Origin of the sequence: Streptomyces sp. NPDC002889, assembly GCF_042888425.1 — a bacterium.
In the GTDB taxonomy this organism is placed as follows: Bacteria; Actinomycetota; Actinomycetes; order Streptomycetales; family Streptomycetaceae; genus Streptomyces.
Genome location: NZ_JBIAPT010000034.1, coordinates 34,964 through 53,770 on the forward strand (window position 1 = coordinate 34,964; position 18,807 = coordinate 53,770).

Here is an 18,807-nt window from a genome sequence, read left to right on the forward strand (position 1 = left end):
AAACTGCACTACGCATGCGTGACGTGCCGTGTCAGCTTCAAGCAGCATGCTGAGCGGGAGCGTCCGTGCCCAAACTGCGCCAAGCCCCTTGTCTGCGCAGGTCCGACTTTGCCCCGCCACCGAGGCGTGACGTCCGAGGGTGGTCAGTGGTAGCTGCGGTCCTGGGCGAGGGACTGCGCTACGAGGGACGGTCGGCTTGCGGCTGCGGCAAGGAGCCGAAGTTCCGTCCGCGTACCCGCTCCGAACTGCGGGCGCGTCAGATTGCAGCGTCAAGAGCCGGACTACCGCTGGCCAAGACGTTGTCTCGCATTGAACCCTCCGAAAGCAGCGCCGGACTGACACACCATCCCTTCAGCTGGTGAGGCGGCGGTGGCCGATCAGGCCGTGGCAACGCCGACGAAGGCGAGGAAGTGCTCGGGCTGCCGTTCGTAGGCGGCGGAGCCGACGGCAGCCCGCATCTCGCTGTGGACGTTCCGCCAGTGGTTCAGGAGGCGCTCCGTGTCGAACGGCTCCGGCGTGCTTTCCAGCTTCCATGGGACCAGCGCCGTCAGCGAGCACTGGAGCCGGCTCGCGCGCCGACGACAAGCGCCGAGCACCGGCCGAACTCGGGCTGGGCTGAGCCGCGTGGTTGTGGCACCAGCAACACCACGACCGGCGCGATGGCCGCCTGATCGTCTGGCTGAGACGCGGAGCGGCCGGAGGGGTTGTGTTGCGGGGCTCCGCTCGCAGGTTCATAGTCCGAAACATGGACGCGCGCGAGGCAGCGCTGCAGCGGGCGCACGACCATGCCGTGCGCTGGCTGGCGAGCCTGTCCGATCGCCCGGTTCCGGCGCGTGCCTCGGTCGACGAGGTCGTGCGCGCGCTCGGCCCCGACCTGCCGGAGGGTCCCAGCTCGCCGGCGGACGTCGTGGACCTGCTGGCCACCGCCTGCGAGCCGGGTCTGACCGCGTTCCCCAGCGGCCGCTTCTACGGGTTCGTGATCGGTGGCGGCGTGCCGGCCGCCCTGGCCGTCGACTGGCTGGTGAGCGCATGGGATCAGAACTGCGTGATGCGCCGGGTCACGCCCGCGCACACCGCGGTGGAGGACATCGCCGGGGCGTGGCTGCTGGAACTGCTGGGGCTGCCCGAGCAGAGCGCTGTCGGCTTCACCACCGGCGCCACGACGGCGAACTTCACCTGTCTCGCCGCCGCGCGTGACACGGTCCTGCGGCGGGCCGGCTGGAACGCCGCCCGCGACGGGCTCACGGGCGGGCCCCGTGTCCGGGTCCTCGCCGGCGAGGGCCGCCACATGGCGATCGACCTGGCGCTGCGCTATCTCGGACTCGGCGAGCCCGAACTGGTGGCCGCGGACGATCAGTGGCGCATCAACCCCGGCGCGCTGCGACACGCCCTGACCACCGCAGGTGCACAACCGACGATCGTGGCCCTCCAGGCGGGAGAGATCCACTCCGGTGCCTTCGACTCCTTCGGCGACACCGTCGAGGCCGCCCACAACGCGGGCGCGTGGGTTCACGTCGACGGCGCGTTCGGTCTGTGGGCCGCCGCTTCCCCTGCGTATGCACATCTGACGGCAGCTTGCGGGCAGGCCGACTCCTGGGCAACCGACGCCCACAAGACCCTGAACGTCCCTTACGACTGCGGCCTCGCCGTCGTGCGGGACCCTTCGACGGTCCGGGCCTCGATGGGGCAGCGCGGCGACTACCTCATCCATGACGAACGGGGCGACCCCTTCGAGAAGGTCCCCGAGCTGTCCCGGCGCGGCCGGGCCTTCACCGTCTGGGCCGCGCTCAGGTCTCTCGGCCGGTCCGGAGTCGCCGCGCTCGTCGAGCGGCTGTGCCGGCACGCCTCGGCGTTCGCCGCCGGCATCGCTGACATCGACGGGGCGAAAGTGCTGAACGACGTGATCTTCACCCAGGTCTGTGCCGCGTTCGACGACGACGCGCGGACGGAACAGGTACTCGCCCGGCTGCTCGACGACGGCACGGCCTGGATCAGCGGCTCGATCTGGCACGATCGCCGCGTCATGCGGATCTCGGTCAGCAACTGGTCCACGACCGACGACGACGTGGGCCGCACACTGGACGCCATCCGCCGCGCGGCAGCGGCCGCCTGACTGGGACACGACACGCTCCGTGACCGCACCTGGAGAGTGATGTCGGCGCCGTCCAAGAGCTGCGTACACCTGTCCACGCGCGATTGAGGCAGGAGATGCGGGAAGCGCCGTTCGGGGGAACGGCGGGTGTTGCGGAGAGGGGCCCGAAGACGCGGCGCGTACGTTCGGTTGGCATGACGTACCCATCGGGTGATCGCGCATCCGGCCCCACTCGCCGCACCACGCTTGCCGGGCTCGTCGGTGGGGCCAGTGCTCTGGTGACCGCTGGGTGCACCCCGTCGGGTGCGTCTCCCGCGCATGCGCCGACCCCCAGTCCCACGGCGTCGGCCTCCGCCGCGGTCAGCGGTCCCACGCCCGGGGTGATGACACTCTTCAAAGACCCGGGCTTCAACTTCAACGGGCTCCTCGCCCTCGGCGCATCCGGCTACGGCGCCGCTGAGGTGGGCGAGGTGCTCACCGTCGTGAACACGATCAACAAGGCCGGCCTCTCCGCGCAGACGTACACCGAGACCTTCAAGAAACTCGGCGATCAGCTGATGGAGGCGCCCCGGGGCAGCAAGCCCGGGACGCAGACGACACGCTTCCGTGCGCTGCGGGCCGCTCAGTACTACGGCCAGGCACTGTTCTTCGTCCTCGGTTCCGACGACCCCGGCAGCGAGGAGCAGCTGTACAAGGCCGGGCGTGGTGCCTGGGACAAGTTCTGCGAGCTGTGCGACCCAGCGCCGGTGACGGCGAACATCCCGTACGGGAAAACCCCGCTGCCTGTGTGGTTCTTCCGGCCGGACGATTCACGCGAGCGGCGCCCCACCGTGATCCTCACGAACGGCAGCGACGGACCGAACGTCGACATGTGGACCTACGGCGTCGCGGCCGCTCTGGAACGCGGCTGGAACGCCCTTGTCTACGACGGGCCCGGCCAGGGGCAGCTGCTCTATGTGGACCGAGTGGTCTTCACGCCACGCTGGGAGACCGTCGTCACGCCGCTCGTCAACTGGCTGGCCGCCCGCTCGGACGTGGACACCGGCAAGATCGCCCTGACCGGGCTGAGCATGGCCGGGAACCTGGCCCCGCGGGCCGCCGCCTTCGAGAACAGGATCGCCGCTCTGGTGGCGATGCCCGGCGTACTCGCGCCCTGGCTGGGCTTTCCTCCGGAGGTCCGAAAGATCCTCACCCCAGACAAGGAGGAGACCAACAACATCTGGAACAAGGAGGTCGTACCCGAGCTGCCTCCGCCCGCGGCCGCGACGATGAAAAAGCGCATCGAGCCCTTCTCCGCACCGGCGATGCTCGACGCCCGCGAGGGCAAGATGTTCACCGACTTCTACACCCCCGCCAAACTCATCGAGTCGCTGGACATCACCAACGTCGTGGGCCGCATCAAGATGCCCACGCTGGTCCTTGACTACGACTACGAGCAGTTCTATCCCGGCCAGCCGCGCCAGATGTTCGACAAGCTGACGGCTCCCAAGGACTACGTGAAGCTCACCACGGCCACCGGCGCACAGCTGCACTGCTCCCCGATGGCCCCGCAGCAGCATTGCGAGGTGGTCTTCGACTGGCTGCAGGAGAAGCTGTCGGGCAGCTGACTTCTGCGGCGACCTCCTCGTCACAGGCCCGAAGTGTGGCACGCGGTGATTTTCTCCTGCGGCGACACGGGCCCGACCACCTGGCGGCCCATCCTGCGGTTGGCCGCATTCCGGCGTCCATCTCACCCGCCTGACAGCGGACTGCCGATCGATCGAGTTTTTCGGTGAATGAAGTCCTGGCCCCTATCGGCCATCCGCCCGCCTCTCGGGTAGGTGCACCCGGATGCGGCTCGTAGAGAGGCTGTCGGCAGTCAGGCGTTCACCTTGCGCCCGTCACTGGGCGGCAGGGCCGGATAGAATTCGGGTGTGGGTGAGCGGCCTGTCGGTTCGGCTGGGTCGGGGCTTGTCTTCGGGGCCGGTCCCGGTTCCGTGGTGATGGGTGCGAGTCGGTATCGCGGGGTGGGTCGTGGCCCGTGGGGCGGCATTGTTGCCGGTGAAGCGCGTGCTGAGTGGGGCGGCGGTCTCTGGGTCTGCGCTGTTGGGCACTGCGGGGTGGGTGTGTGGGGTGTCGGGCCGGAGAGCGTCGTCTGCTTCGTTGACCCGGCTGGTGGTCCGTATGTGTGTCTCGCGGCTGTCGGACGGTTGCGCGGTGGTGGCGTGTGATGGGTGCGGCGTCGGACGGGATGGGTGTGTATTCGGGTCGGGCTTCGGGTCTGATCGGGGCGCAGATCGCGGGTTACCGGGTGGAGCGTGAGATCGGTCGTGGGGGTATGGCCGTTGTGTACTGCGCAAGGGATCTGCGTCTGGACCGTACGGTTGCGCTGAAGCTGCTTGCCCCGGAGCTGGCCCGCAATGACACCTTCCGTCGCCGTTTCACGCACGAGTCGCGTGTGGCCGCGGCGATCGACCATCCCCATATCGTGCCGATCTTCGAGGCCGGCGAAATGGATGGTGTCTTGTATATCGCCATGCGTTATGTCTCGGGGCTGGATTTGCGGGCTTTGCTCGATCGGGACGGTCGGTTGCCGGTTGCGATGGCGCTGCGTATCGCCGCTCAGGTGGCGTCGGCACTCGATGCGGCCCATGAACATGACTTGGTGCACCGCGATGTGAAGCCCGGCAATGTTCTGGTTGCCCAGGGCACTGACAGCGATCACCCCGAGCATGTCTATCTCACGGATTTCGGGCTGACGAAGAAGTCGCTGTCGCTGACGGGGTTCACTGAGGTGGGAGAGTTCGTCGGAACGCTCGACTATGTGGCGCCGGAGCAGATTTCGGGCCGCCCGGTGGATGGCAGGTGCGATCTGTACAGCCTTGCCTGCGTCGTCTACGAAACCCTCGCGGGTGGGCCGCCTTTCCAGAGGGATGAGGATATGGCGCTGCTGTGGGCGCATCAGTACGATCAGCCGCCTGCCCTGAGCGAGAAACGGCCGGGGCTTCCGTCGGCGGTGGACGGCGTTCTGGTAAAGGCCCTGGCGAAGGTTCCCGAGGACCGTTACGGCTCGTGCCTGGAGTTCGTGGCGGCTCTGCGTGCCAGTGCGAGGGGTATCGGCGGCAAGGGTTCGCATCCGCCGACACAGGTGGACCCCGGGGTCGTCGGGGCCGCGCAGCACGTGGGGCCGGTCCCGGATCCGCCTGTCTGGGCCCGGCCGGTCTTTGGCCGTCCGCCGGGTTAGTGCTTCGGTGGTCCCGGTGCGCATGGTGCCTGCGTGTGCTGGGGACGGTCGGCGGGCTTGATGGTCTGCCTGGCGGCGGAGGTGGGATGGGTGCGGGGCGTGTCCCACGGCAGGCGCGGTGGGGCACGGATCGCACGGATCCAACTTCTCCACAAGCGTTGAGAAGAGAGCGGGGCGTTGTCGGACCCGTCTGTGATGGTGGTGCGTACGCGGCGATGGAGGAGTCGTCCGGATCTCTTTGGAGGGGGCATGGTGACGGGGCGGGATGACGGCTGGTCGGGCGTGAGCTGGGAGGGTTGGAAGGATCACGACGGCATCCGGCGGCGCCTCGATCAGGGTGCCGACCCAGAGGTATGGAGCGGAGGGCGGCCCCTTCACCGGGCGGCGGTCTTCGGCTCACCGGAGGTCGTCACGGAGCTGGCACGACGCGTTGCAGACGTCGACGCGCTCGAGAACGGGACGACCGCGCTGTGGGAAGCGGTCCTGTGCGACCGACCGGACAACGCGCGGGCCCTCGTCGATGCCGGAGCGGATCCCTGGCGGCCCTTGATCGGTGGCTGGTCACCGGGGCGGCTCAGCCTGGCCGGACCGACACCCGACCTGTTTGTGGTGCCCGAGCAAGAGCGCGGGCTGAGCGAAGCGGAGCGCACGGCGGCACAGGAGGGCAGACGGCTCGTCGCTGCGTTGGGCAGCATCCACTACGAGGGCACAGCTCTGGCGTGCGTGGCCGGGATCGACGCCGAGGAAGCGGTACGTCGCTTGGAGGCGACGCCGGCGGGAGGCGAGGAACTGGAAGAACTGCTGGAGGATCCGTACGCGTACGAATTGGACGAGAGCCTGCAGGTCGTCGGCGTGACGACCGTGCCGGGTGGTTGCGTCGTCACCCAGCCGTGGGGATACGCGCCGTCGATGCCGGGTGTACTGACCCGGCTGTCCGCCGGCACCGTCTGCTACGGCCTGTACGCCAACCCCAAAAGCGGCAACCAGGGCAGCATCGTCCGCAACGGGAGCGTCGAAGGCTGGGACCTCCACCCAGGCGGCGGACCGGACGCGGACGACACCTCGGAGGAAACCCTGACCTCGTACCTCTACCAGTACAACGCGGTGGCGTACTCGTGCGCGTTCGTAGGACTGCGGTTGACCGACGCGCGTGCCGTCGTGGGGCCACCCGACATGTGGGTCGAACTACCGCAGCGTGACTATTGGGAGCACTGACGCAAGGGCTGTCACGAGCAGTTCGTGCCACTGAACAGGGAACATTTTCTACTGGCGGAGCGCAGTTGTTCCGCGTCTGTCGTATTCCTGTCGGCGACGGGCGCTTGCTTCGTGGGATGAGCGTTGCCGGGGATCAGCCGAGTGTGGCGGCTCAGGCCGCCGCTGCACAGGTGGCGCTGCGAGACCTGTGGGACGGTGTGAGTCCGGGGGGTGGGCGTGGGCTCTCCACGAAAACCGTGCCAGGAGACCGGGCATGGGCGAAATGATCGAAACCGACGTCGGCCGGATCTGGGTCGAGCGCCGAGGCGAGGGACCCGACATCCTGCTCATCGCGGGACTCAGCGATCCCGCCGAGGCGTGGCAGGCACAGGTCGACGGGTTTGCCGACCGCTACCGTCTCACCGCCTACGACAATCGCGGCACTGGGCGCACGCCGCTGCCCGAGGGGCCTTTGTCGGTGCCCGGGATGGCGCAGGACGCGGCCGCGGTGCTGCGCGCACTGGAGATCCCGGCCGCGCATGTCGTGGGCTTCTCGGGAGGCAGCTGCATCGCGCAGGAGCTGGCGCTCAACCATCCCCGGCTCGTCCGCAGCCTCGTGCTCATGAGCACATGGGCCCGTCCCGACGCCTACTTCCGCTCGATGACGGGCTTTTGGCACTGGATGGCCGAGCGAGCGCCGGACGAGCGCGCGATGCTGTAGGCGTTTCTGCTGTGGATCTACACTCCGCGGGCGCACGCCGACGGCACGGTCGACCGGATCATCGAGGAGACGCTGGCCTTCCCGCATCCTCAGTCCGTCGAGGCTTTCCAGCGCCAGCTGGCACCGTTCAGGACGCATGACACGCTCGACCGCCTAGCGGAGATCATCGCGCCGACACTGGTGCTGGCCGGTGAACTGGACATCGTCGCGCCGCCGCGCCTGGGGCGTGCGGTCGCCGAGAGGATTCCGGGTGCGCTTTCGAGGTGCTGCCCGGCGAGGCTCATCAGCCCTTTCAAGAGGTCCCCGACACCTTCAACGCGCGGGTCGACGCCTTCTGGCGGGAAGTCCAGGCCCTGGGCTGAGGCGGCTGGGCCCTGCGGTCGGTCCAGCTGCCGGAGCCGCATCCTAACGGCCTGGTCCTGCCGGTGGGGTCGGCCCCTTGCGCCTACTCGCCACTGGACTGGTGAGGGTGGCGGGGCCGAGCGGCCTGTATTGCATCCGCGCCTCACCAGCGGGCAACCGCCCAGGCGAGTGCATAGCCGGCGCTGTTGAGGGCGCCGTGCAGCGCGATGGGCGGGATGAGGCTGCCGGAGCGGCGGCGGAGTTCGCAGAAAAGCACGCCGACGATGGCCGTGCCCAGGACTGCTGCTGCCACGGACAGGGTGACGCCAGTACGGCTGGTGCCGAAAATCGCCTCGGCGGCCGCGTTCGCGCGCGTGAGCCCCCGTGCGGGTTGCACGTGCCAGAGCCCGAAGAGCACCGAGGAGACGGCGGTGGCCCACGTGGGCCCCCACCGCCGCTCGACCATGGCCCACAGCACCCCCCGGAACGCGATCTCCTCGAGCAGCACAGTGCCGAGCGGTACGCGGACCAGCATGCGGAACACCAGCTGATCCGCAGTAAGCCCCGCGGCACGTTCGTCCAGGAAGGCCTCCCGGGTGAACGGCATGGCCAGACCCAGCAGATAGACGACCACGACGGCTGCGACCAGGACCACTCCCCAGCGCAGTCCCCGGCGGGCAAAGGCAGCGCCGAGTCCCAGGTCCGGCCAGGTGAGGCCATCCCACCGAGCGATCAGCAGGAGAACGGCGGAAGTGGCGGCGCAGAGGGGGACGTACCAGTCGGCCGACAGCCGGTTGACCCATACCTGCACGGCAGCGAGAACCGCGATGACCAGAGTGATCCGCATCGTTGTATCAGGATCGCCGAAACCCGGTGGCAGTTCCTCGCGCAACGCGCCGGGCAGCGGTCACAGTTGGGCATGTGAAGAGATGGGGCCCGGCGAAGGTCGGCTCGACACCACAGCGGGACTTGCCATGGCAAGAGCCATGCCTCTTTCCGCGGAGTGCGGTCTTCGGGGTGATGCCACGACTCCGGAGGATACGGCGGTACTTGTCGATGTCGTAGCCGCGGTCGGAGAACAGTCGGCAAGGCCGTCGCCGGGGGCGCCGCGCAGCATGCCGCCTGCTCTCCGGGCTGCGGATTCTTTGCGAGGCCGGTGGCTCCGGCCCTGCCGGAGCCGGGGGCTCGGCATCTCGCTGGGACGCGGCTGTCGGGGGCCGTTCGGCCGGGCCCACTCGAGGAAGGCCCCCGCAGGCCCCAGAACTGCTCAACCGGCTCACTTCGGTTCCCGCACACCGCAGTTGACCGCCGAATCCTCACCCCTTCCGCGCCTCATGCTGTGCCTCCGGCACAGGCCTGCAAGGGCAACCACCGAAGTGCCTGCCGCTGCCCCTTCGGGCGCCGTACGGCAACCTGGGCCTCTACGGCCCCGTATGCCGGGCGCCGCCCACGGATCGGGGCACGGCCGCGGCGGTGTCGGCCAAGGTGCGCAGAACGGTCGTGGTGGCGAGTACCAGCGCTGAGACCGGCAGACTGGCCCATCGCGTCAGGTCTCGCTGCAGGTCCGGGTCCACTTCGATAGTCATCCGGACGTATCTGCTGTTCAGCGTGATGCTTTTTGAGGATTTGGCAGCGACGTCCCCTCCGCGCTGCAACGCCGCGCGGTACCTGTCCTTGCGCTCCTTCATGCCTCTTCCTCACGCTTGATGAGTTCATCGGCGAGGTCCATGAACGCCGACCCCTTGGCCCGCACCGGACTTCCGAACGACTGGGCGTACAACTCGAGCCGCGCGATCTGGGTGTCCAGCACCACGAAACCCCACTCGGTGAGCGCCTCACGGGCGTCGGCATCGGGGCCGGTGCGTGTGGCGTCGGGGCGATTGGTTCGGTTCAGGAGGACTGCGGTGCGGGCCGGCTCGGCGCGCAGGGACTGCACGTCGTCCATCTCGGAGTGGATGGGTGCCATCCGGTCCAGTTCGATGGGAGCGGGCGTCACCGGGACGATCCACGCACTCGCGTACCTCATGATGCTGCGAGCGATGCGAGGATGGTCCTCCATCTGCGGCGCATCGAGCACCACAGCCTGCCGATTGCCCAGGAAGTCGTTCACGCGGCGGTGCACGTCACCCACCGGCAAGGCGATGACGGGAAACGGAAAGCCGTCGGCCAATTCGCTCCAGCGCAGTGCGGAGGACGCTGGGTCGCCGTCGACCAGAAGCGGCGAGTAGCCCGACTCGTGAAGCGCGTGGGCCAGCCATACGGCACTGGTCGTCTTGCCGACTCCAGGCTTGAGATTCACAAAGGCAAAGCTTAGCGGCATGGGAACCAACCATAAGGGGCATGATCGACCGGATGGCTTCGACGCGAGTGCGGGAGTTCCATCGTTCACTCGCAAGCAGTCAGGAACCGCTCTTCTGCCGGTGGTCGAGCCGCACGGGCTGATGACCATTCTGCTGTTGCCGCTCGCCCGGGGTGACGGGGCGAGCCAGCGGCGGGCGGTGGCGAGCCGGGTGCCAGCCGGTCGGCACTCGCACCGAGGAGTTACGGTCGGATCATGGCAGCCAAGAGGTCGATCGTCGTCGTAGGGGCAGGAGTCTGCGGGCTCACCACGGGGATCGAGCTTCTGCAAGCCGGACTGCCGGTACGCATCGTGGCCGAGGAGATTCCCGGCCGAACGTCGCTCGCGGCCGGGGCGATGTGGGGCGCGTACCACGCGGAGCCGTGGGACAAGGTATGGGCATGGAGCCTTGTCTCCCTCGAGGTCTTCCGTGGCCTCTCGGGCCTCAGCGACAGTGGCGTTCGCATGGTCAGCGGCATCGAAGCGTCCCGGCAGTCCATGGATCCCCCGCCATGGGGCGACCTCCTGCCCGACTGCCGCCCGTGTGGGGAAGACGAACTCCCACCCGGCTTCGTCTCCGGCTACCGCTTCACTGTCCCGCTCATCGACATGCCGATCTATCTCGACTATCTCCAGAGCCGAGTCATGGAGCTCGGCGGCCAAATCGAGACTGGCACCGTGGGCGACTGGAGCGAGATCAAGAACGCAGCCGCGATCGTCAACTGCACTGGCCTGGGCGCCTCCCGGCTAGCGGGCGACACCACAATGCGGGCGATTTGCGGAGAACACGTCGTCCTGAAGAACCCAGGCATCGATGAGTTCTTCTCCGAGGACACCGGCATGTCTCCCGACCTGGTGTGCTTCTATCCGCACGGCGACACCATCGTCCTCGGCGGTACGGCCATCGACAACAACGGCAGCGTCGTCGCCGACCATGCCACCGCAGAAAGAATCATTGAGCGCTGTTCCGCGATCGACTCCCGCCTCGCGAACGCACAACTCCTCGACCACCGGGTGGGGGGACGACCGACACGACCCCAGGTCAGAGTCGAACAGGAAGACCGCCAGGTCGGGCCCCCCCGTGGTCCACAACTACGGCCACGGCGGAGCCGGAGTGACTCTGTCCTGGGGCTGCGCGACGGAAGTCGTCCGGCTCGTGCGTGCAGCGTGTCTTGGGTAGAGGATCTTCACCCGGGGCGCCGAAGCAGTCGGTGACTTCTCGGGGTATGGCAAAGCTGGCGCTGATCTGGCCGCCCCGGCCGTGGACGACGACCTGATCGCCAAGAACCCATACGAGACGGGCTTGGTAAAACGGTGAAGCCGAGGCGTTCGAAGAAGGCCTTCCGCGTTGACCGCAGCGAACTGCAGGCTCACCCCTTCGCGGCACGGTGAGTACCTCCTTGCCTCGGGCGCCGACCCGAAGCCCACCGGTTGCGGCAGGGGTTTTCGTGCGTTTGGGGGTCAGTTGCGGCGTGCTCGAACTGCATCCGTGTACAGCTCCCGCGTCAGGTCGTCTTTACTGATGCCCAGCTCCTCGAGCACTGCACGCACGGCAGCGAGCGCGGCCTGCATGTCCGTCTCGTCGACCAGGGTCTCCAGTTCGAGGAAAGTGCCGTCGAGCTCCGGGCCGCGCTCACCGCGCTGCGTGACAGCTTCAGGCGCAGGCAGCCAGGTTGGGGCGTTTCAGCCTGCTGCCTCCGCAACTCCACAAAGTGAGCGGCAAGATGGGACACTCGTCTACGGAGGTGCGCGCGAGTGACGGTGGTGGAGTTCGCGGCCGGTCCCTGCCCTAACGTCGATGAATCACCCGGCACGCTGCCCCACACCAGCGGCTCCTCGGGATATCTCGAGGCTGCTGAGGCAGCGATTCTCTGTCGTGTGAATGAGATCCGGCAGGGGAAGGCGTCGGGCCGCTGAGCGTCAACCTCAAGCTCCGGACGGCTGCACGTGAGCATGCCCTCGCCGACAGCCGCTTCCTTGATCAAGTGGTGGGGGTCCGGACTCTCCTCCGTCTTGGGCGCACCAGGGCGCGGGTGCAGCCGTGTCGCGGTCCGACGAGCGTGGCGGCGTCGCGGGCCCTCGGCCTGATGCGCGACGGGACCGTGCGGCGATCGTCGAGCACCTCGCGCACCTCAGCGTGGGCGGGCCGGGAGCCCCGGCCCGCCCACCGCGGCATCAGGCCGCCAGCGCTTCGCGGAGTGTTGAGGGCTTGACTCCGAAGGTGTCGCGGATATCGCTGTCGTCTACGAGGAACGGACGCTCGGACATGTAGCTCATCTCGGCGAACTCCCGCCACAGTGGGTCGGTGAAGGACAGCAGCGCCGTATCCCGTTCGGTGAGCGGCTCCAACCGCGGTTCGGGCGCTCCGTGGAGTTCGGCGAGGTCGGTCGCGGCCTGGCGCAGGGTCGCGGTGATGACCGGGGCGTGCCAGCCCCGCCCCCAGGCCCGCTCGTCGCCGCCGACCGCCACCAGCGCCGCTGCGACGTCCTCGGTGTACGAAAACGAGTGTGCCGCATCGGGGTTGCCGTGGACGAGAGCCAGTTCTCCCTCTCGGACCCGGGGCGCGACCAGCAGCGTGAACGCTGAGACTGCGCCTGGGCCCAGGTACTGGCCGGCTCGCACTTCGGTGGCCCGCAGCCGCCCTTCGTCGTGGGCATCCTTGGCCTGCTGCCACAGCTGGGCCCTCACCCGGCCCTTTCGGGTATGCGGGGCCATCGGGGTGCGCTCGGTCACCGGCACGGTGGTCTGCTGATAGCCGTAGAGGTTGCCGAGCATCACGTAGTCGGCCCCGGCCCGCTCGGTCGCGGCGAGGATCGAGGCGAACAACGGCGGCATGGTCTCTGGCCAGGTCTGGTAGGCGGTCATGGCGGCGTTGAAGACCGTGGTCGCTCCGGCCAGTGCCTCGGCCAGCTCGCCGGTGTGGCCCGCGTCCAGGGCGATCCGTTCGATGCCGGGGTGGTCAGGGCCACTGCCGCTGCGGGTGATGAGGCGGACCCGCTTGCCGCTGTCGGCCAGTTGCCTGGCGGTCGCGACCCCGGTCGCGCCTGCACCGATGACGACTGATTCAGCCATGACGTTGTCTCCGTTTTCCTCAAGAATGGAACGCTTCCCTGAAGGGGGAAACGTGGTTCGCGGGGGCCCGACCGCTCGCCCAACTGTGCCGTGCGGACGCGGGGTAGGGTCAGTGGCCTGAAAGCCACGAGATCCAAGGATCTAGCCATGCATCGTGTCGCCGTCCTGGCCGTCCCTGCGGTCAAGCCCTTCGACTTGTCCATGCCGTCGACGCTGCTCGGCGCCGCCGAACTCGGCGGACGCCCCGGCTATGAGGTGACGGTGTGCACCGCCATGCCCGGTACGGTCGCCGCCTCCGGTGGTATCGAGGTGGTGATCCGGCACGGCCTTCAAGTGGTCGCGGCGGCGGACACGGTGATCGTTCCCTCGACTGCGAGCCGGCACGACGCCGAGCCGGCCGCGCTGGCCGCCTTGCGGGAGGCGGCCGCCGCGGGAAAGCGTGTTGCCTCGATCTGCAGCGGTGCCTTCGTCCTCGCCCAGGCCGGGCTCCTCGACGGCCGTGTCGCCACCACCCACTGGGCCCTGGCCGAGGAACTGCAGCGCGCCTTCCCTGCGGTGCGCGTGGACGCCGACCGGCTGTTCGCCGAGGACGGACGGATCGTCACCGGTGCGGGCTCGGCCGCCGGGATCGACCTGTGCCTGCACCTGATCAGCTCCGACTACGGCGCGGCCGTGGCCAATACGGCGGCCCGCGCCGCTGTCGTCACCCCGGTGCGCCACGGCGGGCAGGCGCAGTTCGTGCAGACCCCACTACCGGCCGAGACCGATTCCTCATTGGATGCGGCCCGCATCTGGGCACTGCAGCACCTTGACCAGCCAATCTCTTTGCACGACCTGGCCGGTCAGGCCAAGGTCAGTGTGCGGACCCTGACCCGCCGCTTCACGGCCGAGTCTGGTGTGACCCCGTTCCAATGGCTGCTCCAGCAGCGGCTGCTGCGGGCCCGCGAGCTGCTGGAGACCACCGATCTCACCGTCGACCATGTGGCCCGCCGCAGTGGCCTCGGCTCCGGCGAGTCGCTCCGACAGCACCTGAGCCGCCAGATCGGCATGACCCCGGCGACCTACCGGGGCGCCTTCACCCACCGCCCGAGCGTGAAGACTGGTCCGTGACCGCGCGCGACTCGGCCCGGACGCGGCGTTTCATAGGTGGTTGTCCTGTCTCAGGTAAGTCCGGGCATGACAGGTCCCTGAACTGCAGTGCCCGGACTCGGCTGAGACGCTGAGAGCCGATGAGTCTCACTCAAGTCCGGGCATTCGTGTCTCGGGATCGTCCTGGTGCGCATGCCGGCGGCCGGAGGACTCGCGCGCCATGGAAGAGATCTTCAGGCTCGGAGAGATCCGCTGCCCATCGGGTGCCCTGGTCATCGTTGACGGCGGTCATCTGGGGTTGTGGAGCGGAGAGCGGTCGCCGGCGGAGATCGATCCTGCTCTGCTTGGCGTTGACGACCCGGCGATGCCTGCCGAAGTGCACGGCGGATTCAAGCGTCGCCGACAGTACTGCCGTTGAGCGGCGGCAGCTTCCTGATGGACCGACGAGGTCCGGGCCCAGTTACTGCGCCTGCACACCGCTGCGCTCGGGGACGACGACGCCGAAGAGGACGGCGAAAAAGGCGACCGGCCTCGGCAGGGAGATGTGCATGAGCGGCATTCAAGGGGGCAGGTCCGATGATTCGGTAGCAGTGCATTGCTGCTGATTCAAGGCGAAGGTTGATGGTGAGGAAGACTCGATCTCTGCGGCTGACGACTTGACTCCAGCTCGACATCCGAGCTCCGGTACGACGCCGACCAGCCACGACGACCGTAGCCCGGGCCACGGTCAGGGGCAGAGCTCCGATGGAGGCCGGCTGGTCCACGATGACGAGCACGGTGCCGAACTTCGCGGCCAGTTTGTCGAACACATGCCCTTGTCCTGCCCATCGACCTCTTCTCACCTCCGCCGGAAGGCGGGAACAGCGAAGGAGACGACGACTTCTTCATGCCCATGATGGGTCGTAGGACGGCCTCGGGGTTGGGGAAGACCTGGACGACGTGGCTCGGTGTCGGCGGTGACGTAGACGGTGGCCATGCTCTCTTCGGAGAGGTAGCGGCGGGGAAAGGCGATCCATTCGTCGTGCATTTCGGCCAGCACTGCGGTGGCCAGTAGGAGACGAGATGGGCGGCGCTGGGGTCCCCTGCCGTGATGCAGGGGATCAGCCCTCAGTAATGCCGGGGAGGGGCTGCCGACGCTCGGCGGTCAGGCTCTCGCTTCCCCTTCTTCGCCCAGCACGAGCCTGCGGTGGGACGGACCAGCCGGACCGGGCGCCGGCGCCCTACCAGCGCACCCACGGGGCCTCGGCCTCGGGCGTCACCTACTCCCACGGCTGCTGGTAGCCGTTTTGCCTTCGTGGAGGCCGGGGCGGTGAGGGGCGTCGACGGGCGATGCCCGGGGCTGAGCGAGACGAGGGCGGCGTGGCCCCCACCACGACGGCCGGACAAGCCACTCGGCATCGCCGAAGAGCACTCGGGCCCAGTCGACGCGGATGTCACCCAGCAGCACGGATGACTCCGCTTCGGCTGCGCTCATGCGAACCGATATCTCAGACCGGCGCGGTCCGACACCGTCTCCAAAGTCGACCCGCGAGGCGAGCACCGGCAGATGATGATCGCTGGGCACCCCTCCCGCCACAACGACAGGCACCCCGAAACCGGAACTGGGCGAACCCGGCGAGGACGGTGTCCGCGGGTGGACCGGGCTGGCCGTGGCGGAGGCGATGGAGAAGGCTCTCGCTGTGGAGAGCTGGAAGGAGGAGACCGGGCGCCGCATGATGGTGGACTTCCGGCCTCATTCCCATCATTGGCAGGTCATGCGGCAGGTTCGCGCCTCTGAAGTCGAGGCCGGAACTGTGGTCGTGATCCCGTCCCTGGCCCGCTCCCTCGCGGCCGTCCACGAGGGGGCCCGGACTCGTCGAACGCGAAGGTGCGGTCCGGGCGGTGGGTGAGGGCGGGGCAGACGAGTGTGCTACCGGCCGGTAAGCTGCCGGCCGCCGAAGAGAGAAAGGCTACAGATGCGAAGCTGCTTACCGTCGGTGCGCTCGTTGCCGCTGTTCCCGCTGATCATGGCCGCCGTGCTCGTGCTGCCGACGCCGCAGAGTGCCTCCGCCGCACAGGTCCCGGACACGCCGTCCCGCACCGCACAGCAGGGCCAGGGGTGCGGGGAGTTACGCGTGACGGCCACACTGCCCGTGCCTCCGGCCGGGATGGCCGTCCGTCAGGAGGTCAGCGTCGGCGGTGACTGCAAGCCGGATCTGGGCCCCGTCCGGTTCGTGCCCGCCCCGGACGGGCGGCACACGGCCGCGGACCGCCGGGAGCTGCGCACATGGTCGGAGATGTACGACTGCTGCGGGATCCTGATGACCGCGTTGTACACCACCACGACCACCACCTCGGGGAATGTCAGCGGCGGGGTGAGCCAGGTCAACACCACCGTGCGACACGACTGGAACCGCGAGCCGTGGGACGGAGGCTGGTCCCTCACGGGCACGAGCCAGACCGGGGATTGCCTCGGCGCCTGCCCGGGCGCCCGCGCCGCCGCCCACGCGGAGTTCGGCTACCGCGGGTTCTTCGACCTTACGGGTGGCTGGTACTCCAACATCCACGACTCCACTGTGCAGCTGAACGGGGATGGCACCGCCTCATGCCGGCTCGACGTGACGTTGCGGCATACCTTCATCGGCTGGCGCTGGGTACGCGGCTGCGCTTGATGGCGATGCGCGGAGTCACGTGCGCGCCGGGCCTCGTCGAGTGCTGTGGCGGAGCGTTCCAGCATTGCCGTATGGGTGGTCTTCAGCTCGGTGAGGCGGGCCACGGGGCGGCGCCTTGTGCGAATCGTCCGCCGGGGCAAGCGGGTCGCCGGTGACCTGGCGGCGGGTCCAGATGGTGCTGCTGTCCGCGCAGGGCATGCCCGTCGCGACGATCGCCGAGGTGACGTTCACCAGCGTGGACTGCGTCCGGGACGTGGTCCACGGGCTTCAACGCGGACGACTTCGAGTCGCTTTACCCAAGCGCCGTATGCGAACTCCGAGTGCGTCAGTGGAACGGACGGGAGCGCTGGCGCTGATCAGGTGAGCCGAAGCTCAACCCGTTCTCGTCGAGGGCGTTGAAGACGTTTGCCCGCTTCTCCATGAAGACGAAGCTGACGTCAATGTTCCCCTGAGCCAGATCCCTGCCGGTCCACTCGAGCAGTTCGAGCTCCTTGAGTGACAGACACCGCAGAGCGTGCAGTCCCGGCAGAGGCTCGGGACCCCACTGCAAGCTCTTCGATGATCTCGTCGCCCCGGGGTGGGTGGTTGAGGGCGGGGGAGGCCGCCGACTTTGTGACGACGATCAACGTCCTGCGCTGCATCGTCGCGAGCCTTGGTGGCAACGGTGACCTGCCCTGAAGGGGTGCTCGCCCCGCCCCCGGGGTGCGCGCACCCCCGGAGCATCAGCTCGGACCGTGAGGACTCCGCCTGCCGAGCCCACGAGCCCACGCCTGGGGAGTGATCTGCCTCACATGCTGTCACAACGATCTATCACGCGGTGTCTTGAGGCCGAAACCCTGGAACCGAAGGAGACACCATGACTGAGAACACCGATGTGGTCGTGATCGGCGGCGGATACGCCGGCGTCATGGCCGCCAATCGCCTGACGCAGCGCGACGACGTGACAGTGACGCTGATCAACCCGCGCCCGACCTTCGTCGAGCGGATCCGCCTGCACCAACTGGTGGGAGGCTCCCACGACGCGGTCGTCGACTACCGAGAGATCCTGGCCGAGGGCATCCGGCTGGTGGTCGACACCGTGACACGGATTGACGGGGCCGAGCGCAGCGTGACGTTGGCGACCGGTGGCACGGTCGGCTACGACTACCTGATCTACGCCGTGGGCAGTGGCAGCGCCGACCCGCGCGTGCCCGGAGCGGCCGAGTTCGCCTACCCGATTGCCACTCTGGAGGAGGCGCGGCGGCTGCGGCCGGTCGTCGACACCGCGCCTGCAAGGGCCGCAGTGACGGTTGTCGGAGCCGGTCCGACCGGCATCGAGACCGCCGCCGAGCTGGCGGAGGAGGGCCGCACCGTGACCCTGGTCTGCGGCGAGGTGCTCGGCCCGTACTTGCATCCTCGGGGGCGACGCTCGGTTGCCAAGCGGCTGACCAAACTCGGTGTGACCGTGCTCGAAGGCCCCGACGCGAAGGTGACGGCTGTCACTCGCGACGTAGTGCAGCTCAGTGGCGGCCGCAAGCTGCCGAGCGAGGTGACCATCTGGACCGCTGGATTCGGCGTGCCGGACCTGGCCGGCCGCAGCGGGCTGAGCACCGACGCCTTGGGCCGCCTGCTCACGGACGAGACGTTGACGAGCGTGGACGACGTGCGCATCGTCGCGGCCGGGGATTCGGCGGCACCGTCGGACCTGCCGTTCCGGATGAGCTGTCAGGCCGCGGTTCAGCTGGGCCCGCAGGCCGCCGAGACAGTGCTCAGCCGGATCGCCGGTGAGCAACCCGCGCCCATCAACGTAGGATTCGTCAGCCAGTGCATCAGCCTGGGTCGGCGCGCCGGCATCCTTCAGTTCGCCGACAAGGATGACACCGCCAAGAGGTACTACCTCGGCGGCCGCCCGGGCGCGAAGCTCAAGGAGTTCATTTGCAAGGGCACCGTCTGGCAGCTGGCGTACGAGGCACGCAATCCCGGTTCGCGCACCTGGTGGGCCAAGGATGACAAGCGCCGGCAGCTGCTGCAGACCAAGGGCGGCGAGGCGCCGGCCACCGCTGAACAAGCAGCCTAGCCAGGCATTCGTGGCCGCTCCGGTCGACT

Annotated in this window: 16 protein-coding genes and 1 pseudogene; 11 read left to right on the forward strand and 6 right to left on the reverse strand. The window is 68.5% G+C overall.

All coding sequences use genetic code 11. The features are described 5' to 3' along the window. Positions 1-377: 377 nt before the first annotated feature. Positions 378-596 (reverse strand): hypothetical protein, encoded by a 219-nt coding sequence (locus tag ACFYWI_RS34745; protein WP_389239778.1) that lies wholly within the window; start codon positions 594-596, stop codon positions 378-380. A gap of 149 nt (positions 597-745) precedes the next feature. Here ACFYWI_RS34745 and ACFYWI_RS34750 point away from each other — a divergent pair, with 149 nt between their 5' ends. From ACFYWI_RS34750 to ACFYWI_RS34770, 5 genes are all read left to right on the forward strand, one after another. Then, the gene (locus ACFYWI_RS34750; RefSeq protein WP_389239779.1) at positions 746-2,113 is read left to right on the forward strand and encodes a pyridoxal phosphate-dependent decarboxylase family protein; all 1,368 of its coding nucleotides are present in this window, start codon (positions 746-748) and stop codon (positions 2,111-2,113) included. A gap of 362 nt (positions 2,114-2,475) precedes the next feature. Then, entirely contained in the window at positions 2,476-3,699 is a 1,224-nt protein-coding gene (locus ACFYWI_RS34755; protein WP_389239780.1) for an alpha/beta hydrolase family protein, read from the forward strand. Between the two features lie 602 nt (positions 3,700-4,301). After that, positions 4,302-5,315, forward strand: coding sequence for a serine/threonine-protein kinase (locus tag ACFYWI_RS34760; RefSeq protein ID WP_389239781.1), 1,014 nt, complete (start codon positions 4,302-4,304; stop codon positions 5,313-5,315). A 249-nt stretch (positions 5,316-5,564) separates the two neighbouring features. Next, on the forward strand, positions 5,565-6,530 hold the full coding sequence (locus tag ACFYWI_RS34765) for an ankyrin repeat domain-containing protein (RefSeq protein ID WP_389239782.1): 966 nt from the start codon (positions 5,565-5,567) through the stop codon (positions 6,528-6,530). A gap of 253 nt (positions 6,531-6,783) precedes the next feature. After that, positions 6,784-7,230, forward strand: a complete 447-nt coding sequence (locus tag ACFYWI_RS34770) for an alpha/beta fold hydrolase (RefSeq protein ID WP_389239783.1) — start codon at positions 6,784-6,786, stop codon at positions 7,228-7,230. Positions 7,231-7,735: 505 nt separating this feature from the next. Here the strand turns inward: ACFYWI_RS34770 and ACFYWI_RS34775 are convergent. The 3 genes from ACFYWI_RS34775 to ACFYWI_RS34785 all read right to left on the reverse strand — a co-directional run bounded on the left by ACFYWI_RS34775 (position 7,736) and on the right by ACFYWI_RS34785 (position 9,871). Then, positions 7,736-8,419 carry a CPBP family intramembrane glutamic endopeptidase gene (locus tag ACFYWI_RS34775; protein ID WP_389239784.1) on the reverse strand — a complete coding sequence of 228 codons (684 nt, stop codon included), beginning with the start codon at positions 8,417-8,419 and terminating at the stop codon, positions 7,736-7,738. Between the two features lie 574 nt (positions 8,420-8,993). Continuing rightward, entirely contained in the window at positions 8,994-9,260 is a 267-nt protein-coding gene (locus tag ACFYWI_RS34780; protein ID WP_389239785.1) for a hypothetical protein, read from the reverse strand. After that, positions 9,257-9,871: a hypothetical protein gene (locus tag ACFYWI_RS34785; RefSeq protein WP_389239786.1), complete on the reverse strand. Its 615-nt coding sequence runs from the start codon at positions 9,869-9,871 to the stop codon at positions 9,257-9,259. The genes ACFYWI_RS34780 and ACFYWI_RS34785 overlap by 4 nt, the downstream gene beginning before the upstream one ends. 255 nt (positions 9,872-10,126) lie before the next feature. Between ACFYWI_RS34785 and ACFYWI_RS34790 the strand changes: the two genes are divergently transcribed. Continuing rightward, positions 10,127-11,125 (forward strand): FAD-dependent oxidoreductase, encoded by a 999-nt coding sequence (locus ACFYWI_RS34790; RefSeq protein ID WP_389239787.1) that lies wholly within the window; start codon positions 10,127-10,129, stop codon positions 11,123-11,125. A gap of 960 nt (positions 11,126-12,085) precedes the next feature. Here the strand turns inward: ACFYWI_RS34790 and ACFYWI_RS34795 are convergent. After that, complete coding sequence (locus ACFYWI_RS34795) at positions 12,086-12,982, reverse strand: NAD-dependent epimerase/dehydratase family protein (protein ID WP_389239788.1); 897 nt, start codon at positions 12,980-12,982, stop codon at positions 12,086-12,088. A 147-nt stretch (positions 12,983-13,129) separates the two neighbouring features. Here ACFYWI_RS34795 and ACFYWI_RS34800 point away from each other — a divergent pair, with 147 nt between their 5' ends. The 4 genes and pseudogenes from ACFYWI_RS34800 to ACFYWI_RS34815 all read left to right on the forward strand — a co-directional run. Next, a complete protein-coding gene (locus ACFYWI_RS34800) occupies positions 13,130-14,092 on the forward strand; it encodes a GlxA family transcriptional regulator (protein WP_389239789.1) in 963 nt (320 codons plus the stop codon). 199 nt (positions 14,093-14,291) lie between these two features. Continuing rightward, entirely contained in the window at positions 14,292-14,489 is a 198-nt protein-coding gene (locus ACFYWI_RS34805; protein WP_389239790.1) for a hypothetical protein, read from the forward strand. 1,537 nt (positions 14,490-16,026) lie between these two features. After that, positions 16,027-16,722, forward strand: a complete 696-nt coding sequence (locus ACFYWI_RS34810) for a hypothetical protein (RefSeq protein WP_389239791.1) — start codon at positions 16,027-16,029, stop codon at positions 16,720-16,722. A 63-nt stretch (positions 16,723-16,785) separates the two neighbouring features. Then, a pseudogene (locus tag ACFYWI_RS34815) lies at positions 16,786-17,021 on the forward strand (helix-turn-helix domain-containing protein); the annotation flags it as partial. Positions 17,022-17,047: 26 nt separating this feature from the next. Here ACFYWI_RS34815 and ACFYWI_RS34820 read toward each other — a convergent pair. Further along, positions 17,048-17,272 (reverse strand): hypothetical protein, encoded by a 225-nt coding sequence (locus ACFYWI_RS34820; protein ID WP_389239792.1) that lies wholly within the window; start codon positions 17,270-17,272, stop codon positions 17,048-17,050. 306 nt (positions 17,273-17,578) lie between these two features. Here ACFYWI_RS34820 and ACFYWI_RS34825 point away from each other — a divergent pair, with 306 nt between their 5' ends. Then, positions 17,579-18,778 carry an NAD(P)/FAD-dependent oxidoreductase gene (locus ACFYWI_RS34825; RefSeq protein WP_389239793.1) on the forward strand — a complete coding sequence of 400 codons (1,200 nt, stop codon included), beginning with the start codon at positions 17,579-17,581 and terminating at the stop codon, positions 18,776-18,778. Positions 18,779-18,807: the final 29 nt, after the last annotated feature.

What these genes read in the sequence shown, in the direction of transcription:
- ACFYWI_RS34760 (WP_389239781.1), top strand. Translation starts at nt 4,302, where the DNA reads ATGGGTGCGGCGTCGGACGGGATGGGTGTGTATTCGGGTCGGGCTTCG.
- ACFYWI_RS34805 (WP_389239790.1), top strand. Translation starts at nt 14,292, where the DNA reads ATGGAAGAGATCTTCAGGCTCGGAGAGATCCGCTGCCCATCGGGTGCC.
- ACFYWI_RS34765 (WP_389239782.1), top strand. Translation starts at nt 5,565, where the DNA reads ATGGTGACGGGGCGGGATGACGGCTGGTCGGGCGTGAGCTGGGAGGGT.
- ACFYWI_RS34755 (WP_389239780.1), top strand. Translation starts at nt 2,476, where the DNA reads ATGACACTCTTCAAAGACCCGGGCTTCAACTTCAACGGGCTCCTCGCC.
- ACFYWI_RS34750 (WP_389239779.1), top strand. Translation starts at nt 746, where the DNA reads ATGGACGCGCGCGAGGCAGCGCTGCAGCGGGCGCACGACCATGCCGTG.
- ACFYWI_RS34780 (WP_389239785.1), bottom strand. Translation starts at nt 9,260, where the DNA reads ATGAAGGAGCGCAAGGACAGGTACCGCGCGGCGTTGCAGCGCGGAGGG.
- ACFYWI_RS34800 (WP_389239789.1), top strand. Translation starts at nt 13,130, where the DNA reads ATGCATCGTGTCGCCGTCCTGGCCGTCCCTGCGGTCAAGCCCTTCGAC.
- ACFYWI_RS34790 (WP_389239787.1), top strand. Translation starts at nt 10,127, where the DNA reads ATGGCAGCCAAGAGGTCGATCGTCGTCGTAGGGGCAGGAGTCTGCGGG.
- ACFYWI_RS34795 (WP_389239788.1), bottom strand. Translation starts at nt 12,982, where the DNA reads ATGGCTGAATCAGTCGTCATCGGTGCAGGCGCGACCGGGGTCGCGACC.
- ACFYWI_RS34770 (WP_389239783.1), top strand. Translation starts at nt 6,784, where the DNA reads ATGGGCGAAATGATCGAAACCGACGTCGGCCGGATCTGGGTCGAGCGC.
- ACFYWI_RS34810 (WP_389239791.1), top strand. Translation starts at nt 16,027, where the DNA reads ATGCGAAGCTGCTTACCGTCGGTGCGCTCGTTGCCGCTGTTCCCGCTG.
- ACFYWI_RS34775 (WP_389239784.1), bottom strand. Translation starts at nt 8,419, where the DNA reads ATGCGGATCACTCTGGTCATCGCGGTTCTCGCTGCCGTGCAGGTATGG.
- ACFYWI_RS34825 (WP_389239793.1), top strand. Translation starts at nt 17,579, where the DNA reads ATGACTGAGAACACCGATGTGGTCGTGATCGGCGGCGGATACGCCGGC.